Below are 8,947 nucleotides of genomic sequence, written 5' to 3'. Positions count from 1 at the left end.
ATTAATTTTAATAATACGAGGAGTGATTAATATGCCATTTAAAGTCGAAACATTACCAGAACAACTTATCTCAGGATTTCAAACGACCCTACCAACACCTGCGTCATTTAACGATATTTCCGAAATGAGTGTCGTCAAAGCCGATTACATCAGTAAATTAAAGGACATTCAGGATCAGGTTACTGAGGATGCAATGGACGATGATTTTTACGCTGTCAACTTCAATCAAGATGAGAAGCAGCACTACCTCGTGGGCGTTAGAGTTATGGCCGCACCCACTGAGTCATTTACGATTCCAGCTGGGAAGTATGCCAAGTTTGAGTTCAAATCATTGGATCGCAACGAAATCGATCAAATGATTGGTGCGGCATATGGCGAATTGGCTCAATCTATTGATTACGCAGTTGCCGGAAACTATAATTTGGAAGTTGTCACGAACCTGATTTCGGGGAAGGGCAAGTTTAAAATATACCTACCTATTGTGGCTAAATAAGAAGTATAATAGTGCTTGTAACAAAGAGAACCTTTCACTTTAGTGGTCAAAGTGAGGGGTTCTTTTCAGTATCGTTTGCGATACGCTACCTGGTAAACGATTGCTAGGGCAATAAACCAAACAATTGAAATTATTAATGAGATTCTTGTTGATGGCACAAAGAATAGGTAAATCAGAACGCCAATGAAGAAGATGAGGCTGAGGTAATCCGTAACCGGATACCCTGGCATCGTAAAGCTGGCGTGTCCCTTTGGGTGCTTTTGCCGATATTTAATGTGGCACCACAGCAAGACCACCCACACAAAGACAAAGTTAATGGTTGAAACCCCTGAAATGAGGGTGAAGACTTTTGCTGGCATGATGAAGTTTAGGATAACGATGATAAATAGGAAGAGGGATGACACGTTTAAAGCTTTGCTAGGTACCGAACGGCGATCCAGTTCCCTGTACCGTTTAGGCGCGTTACCCCCAGTTGCCAAGGCGTGCAGTGTCCGGCTGGTACTGAAGATGGCGCTATTCGTTGCTGACATGGCCGCGGTTAGGACGACGAAGTTTAGAATCCCAGCAGCACCAGCAATCCCAATTCCAGAAAAGACCTGAACGAAGGGGCTAGAGGTCGTGGTAATTTTGTCCCATGGGTAAACACTCATGATGGCAATCATTGACCCAACGTAGAATAGCCCGATTCGGATTGGCAAACTATTGATGGCTTTTGGTAAATTTTCTTCGGGATTGGCAGTTTCCCCAGCGGTTAGCCCAACCATTTCAATCCCAACGAAAGCGAAGACCACCATTTGAAATGATAGCAAGAATCCAGAAATTCCTGTTGGGAAGAAGCCACCATGACTGACAAGGTTTGAGAAACCGGTCGTTGTGGAACCTAATTTAAAGTGCCCGATTGCTAAAACGACCCCGACCACGATTAACGCAATAATTGCGACAACTTTTATAAGGGAGAACCATGATTCAAATTCTCCAAATAGCCCAACGTTCACGAGGTTAATGAGTGATAATAATAAAATGATAATGAGTGGAGTTAGCCACTGTGGAAAGCCTGGGAACCAGTACTTTACGTAGATTCCTGTAGCCGTTAAATCAGCCATTGCTAAACTAATCCAGCAGGACCAGTACGTCCAACCGGTGATGAATTCGGCTCGGTCACCGAGGTACTCTTTCACAAAATCGATGAAGGACGACTTACTGGTGTCGGAGAGGAGTAACTCCCCGATTGCCCGCATGAGAAAGAAACAAAAGATCCCAACAACGAGATATGCGAGGATGATTGAGGGACCAGCTGCTCGAATGGCACTCCCGGATCCCAGGAATAAACCGGTCCCGATTGCCCCACCGATTGCAATCATTTGAATGTGGCGGCTCTTGAGTGAGCGTGATAGTTTCTGTTTATCTTCCATTTTGATAACCTCCGTTTAAAATAAAAAAGGACACCCCTAGTATTTCTACTAGGAGCGTCCTTAGCGCTGTTCCATCCTTAATTCACAATTAATTAGATTGCCTTTATAGCCGGTATTGAGGCCAAACATTTTGTGGTTCGCCATTTTTTGTGATTAGCTTGCAGCCGGTGACTAATCTCTCTTATTTAATCCGTACGGTTAAAATATGTGTTCACTCTAACCGTAATTTAATAGTCTGTCAAGGAAAAGTTTATACGGTATAATGGGGAAAATACGAAATGGGAGCTGATACTATGGCACAGGGGCCAAATCCAAATGATCGTCATCCTAATCAAAAAATTGGCGAGTTAGCATTTGTAAAACCGACAATTACCCGGCCCAATATCACGGTTGGCGATTATACGTATTATGATAGCCCAGAAGATTCCGACCATTTTGAGGACCACGTGACGCATCACTATGAGTTCCTCGGGGATCAACTGATCATTGGTAAGTTTTGTTCAATCGCAAGCGGGATTGAATTTGTGATGAATGGGGCGAACCACGTGATGAGAGGGATTTCGACGTACCCATTTAACATTCTGGCAAATGGCTGGGAAGCCAACACGCCAGAACTTAGCGACCTGCCGATGAAGGGGAATACCATTGTTGGTAATGATGTGTGGTTTGGGCAGAAAGTGACCGTTTTGCCGGGCATTACGATTGGGGATGGTGCGATTATCGGCGCAAATAGTACCGTTACCAAGAATGTTCCCGCGTACTCAATTGTGGGTGGCAATCCCGCACAGTCCATCAAACAGCGCTTTTCCGAAGAAGTGATTGAAAAACTCGCAATTTTGAAATGGTGGAATCAGCCAATCGATTGGATTACTGGCAACACCTACTGTTGCGCAGATTGAAACGTTAATTAAGCCAACTAAAATAAATTAGAGCTTGATTAAAAATATTAAAATGGTATGATAAATGCAACATTTAATTCAAGGGAGCTTTCACTTATGAAACTTAATGAAAAAACTCAACTGAATAATTGTCGTTATTACTTTTGGTTTTTCCGGGTGTGATTTGTGGAGAGCCAAAAGCATTTTAGCTTTGATTAAAACCGGCCGCACAGATCACGTTAACTGACTGTGCGGGGGGACTATAAGCGTAACTGCGAACCCTTTTCAGTCATTTGTCGTGACTGGAAGGGGTTTTTATATTACAGGAGGAATGGCATATGAGTCGATTGATTGGTCACATGAAAAAGGAATTAAGCGCATTAGCACCATCAGAAATTTTAAAGTTTAATCAGGAAATTGCGAACATTCCGGACATCGTCAAGTTAACTTTGGGAGAGCCGGATTTCAACACCCCAGAGCACGTCAAACAAGCCGCAATTCGGAGTATCGAGAATAATGAGAGTCATTACACGAATTCTCGTGGAATCATTGGTCTTCGGAAAGCAGCTGCCAACTTTTTGAAGCAAAAATATGAATTGGATTACAATCCGGAAACCCAAATGCTCGTGACCACGGGGGCTACCGAGGCGATTTATTCAGCTTTAACCGCCATTTTAAATCCTGGCGACACGGTGATTATCCCAACGCCAATTTTCCCATTATACATTCCGGTTGCCATGCTAAATGGGGCCAAGGTTGTGTTTGTCGATACATCGGCTGATGGATTTGTCCTTTCTCCAGAAAAATTGCAGGCCGCAATCGAGGCGAATAAAGAAACCGTTAAGGCAGTTGTCCTCAACTTTCCAAGCAATCCAACTGGTGTGACGTACAAGCATGACGATCTTCAGAAAATTGCTGACGTCATTTCGCAATACGATATCTTTTGCCTTAGCGACGAAATATACAGTGAATTAACTTACGAGGGGACGCACGCGTCAATGGGGACGATGCTTCCGGAACAAACCCTCGTCTTAAATGGGGTCTCAAAATCCCACGCAATGACGGGTTGGCGAATTGGGCTCCTTTGCGGACCAGCCGACGTGATCATGGAAATTGGTAAGGTTCATCAGTTTGCGATTACTTCAGCAACCACCAATGCTCAGGTCGCAGCCCAGGAGGCCTTTGAAAATGGGATGGATGATGGCGTTAAAATGCGCGCGGTCTACCAAGAACGCCGGGACTTATTGTTAGCTGGGTTAGCTAAAGCTGGCTTTGAATGTGCGAGTCCAAACGGGGCCTTCTACCTATTTGCTAAAATTCCAGAAACGCTAAATCAGGATAGTTGGACATTCTGCTACGACTTGGCTAAGCAAGCAAAAGTGGCCGTGATTCCGGGGGCTTCATTTGGCCCTGGCGGTGAGGGTTACGTGCGGATTAGCTATGCAGCCAGCACTGAAGATTTGACGAAAGCAATTGAACGGATTCAAGCTTACGTTGTAAAACAGGTGCTACCAACGGCGGGACGATAAATTAATAGGAGTGAGTAGGATGGAAATAACAAAAAGTGAGTCACAAAATTCAATTGGAAAAACAACTAAAGAAGTGGTCATGAATACGCTAAATGGACTATCGATTGGGATTATCGTGGCACTGGTTCCCAGTGCCTTGCTTAACCAACTGTTGACGGCTTTGTTACCCGTTTTTCCAGGCGGGGAAACCATTATGGGGATGACGAATGCCACAATGGTCTTGTTGCCAGCGGTTGCTGCGGTTTGCGTGGGGATGCTTGCCAAATTTTCGCCGATTCAAACAACGTCAATTGCGTTAGCCGCCGTCATGGGGGCAGGTAACTTTAAGGCGGGTGCCAACGGGTTTGTCGCCAGTGGGACGGGCTATGTTATCAATATTGCCATCACCATTATGATTGGCTACGCGGTCATTTTGGTATTGGGGCAACGACTTAAGGCGTACACCATTTTACTGATTCCAACGTTAGTGCTCGTGATTGCGGGCGGTATCGGAACGTTAACTTTGGGTCCAGTAAGCGAAATTACCAAATTAATCGGGTTAAGCGTCATGCAATTGACCACGTTACAACCCATTATCATGGGCGTTTTGCTGGGAATTGTCTTTTCACTTTTAATTATTTCGCCCATTTCATCGGTCGGAATTGCAGCGGCAATCAGTATCAATGGCATTGCAGCTGGATCCGCCAACTTAGGAATTGTTGCTGCTGGATTTGCCTTGGCTGTTTACGGCTGGAAAGTTAATTCAGTGGGGACGTCTTTAGCCCATTTCTTAGGATCGCCCAAGATGCAAATGGCGAACATTATGTCTCGGCCAAAATTAATCATTCCAATTATTATTAATGCGGGAATCTTGGGTGGACTCGGCGCACTTTTCAACATTCAAGGAACGACGATGAGTGCGGGATTCGGTTTCTCTGGTCTGATTGGACCAATTGCTGCGTTAAATGGGTTGGGGCAAGTGACACTTGGTTCAATTACGCTGGTAACGGTGCTCGTCTTAATCCTGCCAATTGGATTGGGAATCCTGAGCAATTACGTATTTGAAGATAAATTGCACTTTTACGAAGAGGATAACTTTAAGTTGAATTACGCATAAAAAATTGTTTCACATGAAACAAAAATAGACCAGCCCTCCCATTCGGAGAGCTGGTCTATTTAGCTAATCAATGCCCAATATCAAACGAACTTCATCCTCCGTCAGCGACCCCTTATTCTGGGTGCCACTAAGGACTTGGTCCACAAAATTGCGCTTCTTTTCTTGCAGTTTGTAAATTTGTTCTTCGATTGTCCCGTTAGTGATGAGGCGGAAAACGTCGACTTCTTTTTTCTGACCGATTCGGTGCGCTCGGGCGGTCGCCTGATCCTCAACCGCCGGATTCCACCAAAGGTCAACCAGGATGACCATGTCGGCACCGGTTAAGTTTAATCCAGTACCACCCGCTTTTAGGGAGATGAGGAAAAGATTTTTATCCCCCTGATTAAACGAGTTCACCATTGCGAGGCGATCCTTTGGTTTGGTATTTCCTTGAAGCATAAAGCTATCGTGATGTTCCGCATCTAAGCGTTGTTTAATGATGTCCAGCATGCTGGTAAATTGAGAGAAAATCAGCACGTGACGATTGTTTTCGATGGCTTGGTTCACAATCTCAGTCAGCTGTTCCAATTTGCCAGAGCTATCTTGATAATCATCCAGGTAAAGCGCTGGTGTATCACAAATTTGACGGAGACGAGTAAGTCCTGCCAAGATGGCAATTTTATTCTTAACAAATGACTCGCTCGACATCCCTTGAATTTTAACCTGCATTTGCTTGAGTTGAGCTAGATAGACGGTCTTTTGCTCCTTGGTCATCTCATTGGTCAGATTGGATTCGACCTTGGCAGGGATGTCCTTTAGAACGGTCATCTTTTCCCGTCGTAAAATAAACGGTTTAACGCGCAAGGCGATTTCTTGCGGATCTAACTTTTTGAATTCTTTTTTGCTGGGGAGCAAGCCAGGCATGACCAGCTGGAAAATGGCCCAAAGCTCCTCAATCCGATTTTCAATGGGTGTCCCAGAGAGGGCAAACGTGTTCGTTGGATTCAGCTTTTGTAGGCTCTGGTTCGTTTTGGTGCTTGAATTCTTAACGTACTGCGCTTCATCAAGAACCAAGTAGTTAATCTTGCGTTGCTCATACTCAGCAACGTCAAGGCGAGCGCTATTGTAACTGGTGATGAGAACGTCAGCGTCTCCCTGCTCAATCACGGCGACGCGGTTGGATTTGCTACCATCCACAACTTCAACGATCATTTCTGGTGCAAATTTTTCAAATTCAGCCTGCCAGTTATAAATAAGGGAGGCGGGGGAAATAATCAGACTCGGCTTGTCCTTATCCAAATGGTTCAGCAAAAAGGCAATCATTTGAATCGTTTTTCCAAGACCCATATCGTCAGCAAGAATCCCGCCAAAATGGTAAGAATTCAGCATTTCTAGCCATTGAACACCGACTTTTTGATAGGGACGGAGAGTTGCATGGACTCTGTGGCTGGGCTGAACGTCAAATAGTTCCGGATGAGCTAAATTTTGCGTTAGTTTTAAAAACTTTTCATCAAAATGAGCATCCTTACCTAGCACAGCCTGAACGGCAAGTGCTTGGGTATTTGAGACGGTTAATTGGCCATTTTTAATGGGTTGATTGGCCCATTTTCGAACTTGGGTGAGAGCGGTACTAATTTTCTTTAACGATTCATCAACTAAAACAATTGTCCCATCTTTCCGAGTGATGTAGGGCTGATTCTTATCCAGCTCATTTAAAATGTGGTCAACTTCGTGTTCATCAATGCCCTTGAAGTTGAAGTCAACGGCCAGTAAGCCACCATTTTCGCTGACCGCGACCGAGGAATCGAGGTCTGATGCGTCGGCGACCAAATCGTTTAGATCATCGCTGACGGTGACCACCCCGTTTAGGCGTAAATTGGGAAGTTCTTGCGCAAAGAAACGATACAGTGCTGCGCCACTGGAAAAGTCTTTGGACCAAGTATTATTGGCCGGAATGAACTGTAACTGGCGGAGATATTGCTGTGACTGTTGTTCCATTTGCAAGTTTCGGGATGCTTCGGGCAGTTCAGCTGCATCCGCTTCAGCAACCAGCCCTGATTCGTATTCGTAGGAGAGTGCTAAATCGAGCTGATTACCGGCATGACTTAAATCAAAATGGGGCACCATTTGAACTGTTTTTAATTCATCGGGGACGGTAATCTCACCAATTTTCTTAAAGTTAGCGACAAATTGGTTCAATTCGGCGACCTGTCCAGCTGAAAAATGTAGGGCTGCTCTTTCGAGTGGCTCGCCGGGTAGTTTGAGCATCGAATGGCGCTGAAGTGATAATTTATACGTGCTGATAATGTTCGATAGTAACGTCATTTGGAGGGGCGTTGTTGAATAAAAAACGTTGCCCGAAATATCAAATAGGTTCGCTTGGACTTGGGTTTGCGGTTGTACCGTAATGCTTAAATTATAACCGTCCGCAACGGATTTAATTTCAGCGGTAATGAGGCCATTATCTGGTGCAAAAGTTTCCTGCTCAATCAAATCGTAGTGTTTGTCGTCTAACACGAATTGAAAGTCGGGTAATGATTGACTTAGGTCCAGCAAATGGGAGACGTACAGTGGTGGTAATAGTAAGTCGCGGTTTCGATTAATTTGGTGTTCATCGGGGACGATATCGGGTTGCATGAGTAAGAGGTAATCCAGAAATTGTTGATCTGGACTTGAAAATGATTCCTTATTAATGTGGAAAACCTGTTTACCAGCAGTGTGCAGGTCGCCCCCAATTTTGTAGGCTTCTAAAAATTCTTGAATTCGACTAATAATGTAGAACCGATTTTGGGCCTTTGACGCGATTCGCAGCCGAATGAGCAGTCGATTTTGGGCGTTGGGATTATCCCAGTATGGATCCAAACTATCGACAAATAGGGTTACTTCAAGTTTGAGTTGTGTTGATGCGTCATCGGCAATTGGTTGGAAATATTGCTGCCGAGGTAAGGATAATTGATCCAAAAATTCTTCACCGCTATGATCTGCTTCAACGGTTTTATTTCGGCGTTCTTTGAGCATGTTGAAGAAGCGGTCAGCAGCTTCACTGGCCTGGACGATTGACGTATCCGTTTTGGAAATACGATCGTTGGCATCTGCTATATCGTCGAACAGGGTTTCTAATGGGCGATTTTCTGATTCAAGCAGTTCGATGACGGCAGCAACGTGTTTACAAAAACCGTTGCCATCAAAAAATGGACAGGTGCAGGAGTCATCTTCTAATTCATTTTGTCTAAGCGTGACGTGATAGGGAGTTGATCCGTAAACCGTCGCTTCAATGACGTGGTTATTTCGATCGATTGAATTGATAATTACTTTTCCGGATTTGGCAATTGCTTCACCACGATCCCAGAATCTTTTTGGAATGTTACGTTCTTTCATAATAATGTTGCCCCCGAGCCTTCGTTGATTGACTGATTTGTGGTCTATCCTTCAGTGTACCAAAGTCTGAGGGAAAGTAACAAGGTAGTGACCAAATGTTTTGAAATCTTTGTGTTTGCAATAGAATGTTGACAAGATTAAAAAACGAGTGTATTCTTTCATTAAATTCTAATTTATACAGT

General features: G+C 44.3%; 6 protein-coding genes. 4 read left to right on the top strand and 2 right to left on the bottom strand.

Annotated elements, in window-relative coordinates; translation table 11 throughout:
- On the top strand, nucleotides 1-493 hold a 493-nt coding region (locus tag FD44_RS03260; RefSeq protein WP_156656217.1), incomplete at its 5' end, for an effector binding domain-containing protein.
- A gap of 65 nt (nucleotides 494-558) precedes the next feature.
- Here the strand turns inward: FD44_RS03260 and FD44_RS03255 are convergent.
- A complete protein-coding gene (locus FD44_RS03255) occupies nucleotides 559-1,905 on the bottom strand; it encodes an amino acid permease (RefSeq protein ID WP_010619102.1) in 1,347 nt (448 codons plus the stop codon).
- Between the two features lie 293 nt (nucleotides 1,906-2,198).
- Here FD44_RS03255 and FD44_RS03250 point away from each other — a divergent pair, with 293 nt between their 5' ends.
- The 3 genes from FD44_RS03250 to FD44_RS03240 all read left to right on the top strand — a co-directional run bounded on the left by FD44_RS03250 (nucleotide 2,199) and on the right by FD44_RS03240 (nucleotide 5,408).
- Nucleotides 2,199-2,804 (top strand): Vat family streptogramin A O-acetyltransferase, encoded by a 606-nt coding sequence (locus FD44_RS03250; RefSeq protein WP_033445163.1) that lies wholly within the window; start codon nucleotides 2,199-2,201, stop codon nucleotides 2,802-2,804.
- Nucleotides 2,805-3,121: 317 nt separating this feature from the next.
- Nucleotides 3,122-4,312 carry an aminotransferase class I/II-fold pyridoxal phosphate-dependent enzyme gene (locus FD44_RS03245; RefSeq protein ID WP_010619104.1) on the top strand — a complete coding sequence of 397 codons (1,191 nt, stop codon included), beginning with the start codon at nucleotides 3,122-3,124 and terminating at the stop codon, nucleotides 4,310-4,312.
- Between the two features lie 52 nt (nucleotides 4,313-4,364).
- Entirely contained in the window at nucleotides 4,365-5,408 is a 1,044-nt protein-coding gene (locus tag FD44_RS03240) for a PTS sugar transporter subunit IIC (RefSeq protein ID WP_029327476.1), read from the top strand.
- Nucleotides 5,409-5,471: 63 nt separating this feature from the next.
- Here the strand turns inward: FD44_RS03240 and FD44_RS03235 are convergent, their stop codons facing one another.
- On the bottom strand, nucleotides 5,472-8,765 hold the full coding sequence (locus tag FD44_RS03235) for a DEAD/DEAH box helicase (protein ID WP_010619106.1): 3,294 nt from the start codon (nucleotides 8,763-8,765) through the stop codon (nucleotides 5,472-5,474).
- Nucleotides 8,766-8,947: the final 182 nt, after the last annotated feature.

It is taken from the genome of Secundilactobacillus malefermentans DSM 5705 = KCTC 3548 (genome assembly GCF_001436395.1).
Classification (GTDB): Bacteria; Bacillota; Bacilli; order Lactobacillales; family Lactobacillaceae; genus Secundilactobacillus; species Secundilactobacillus malefermentans.
This window is presented reverse-complemented; position numbering and strand designations above follow the sequence as displayed.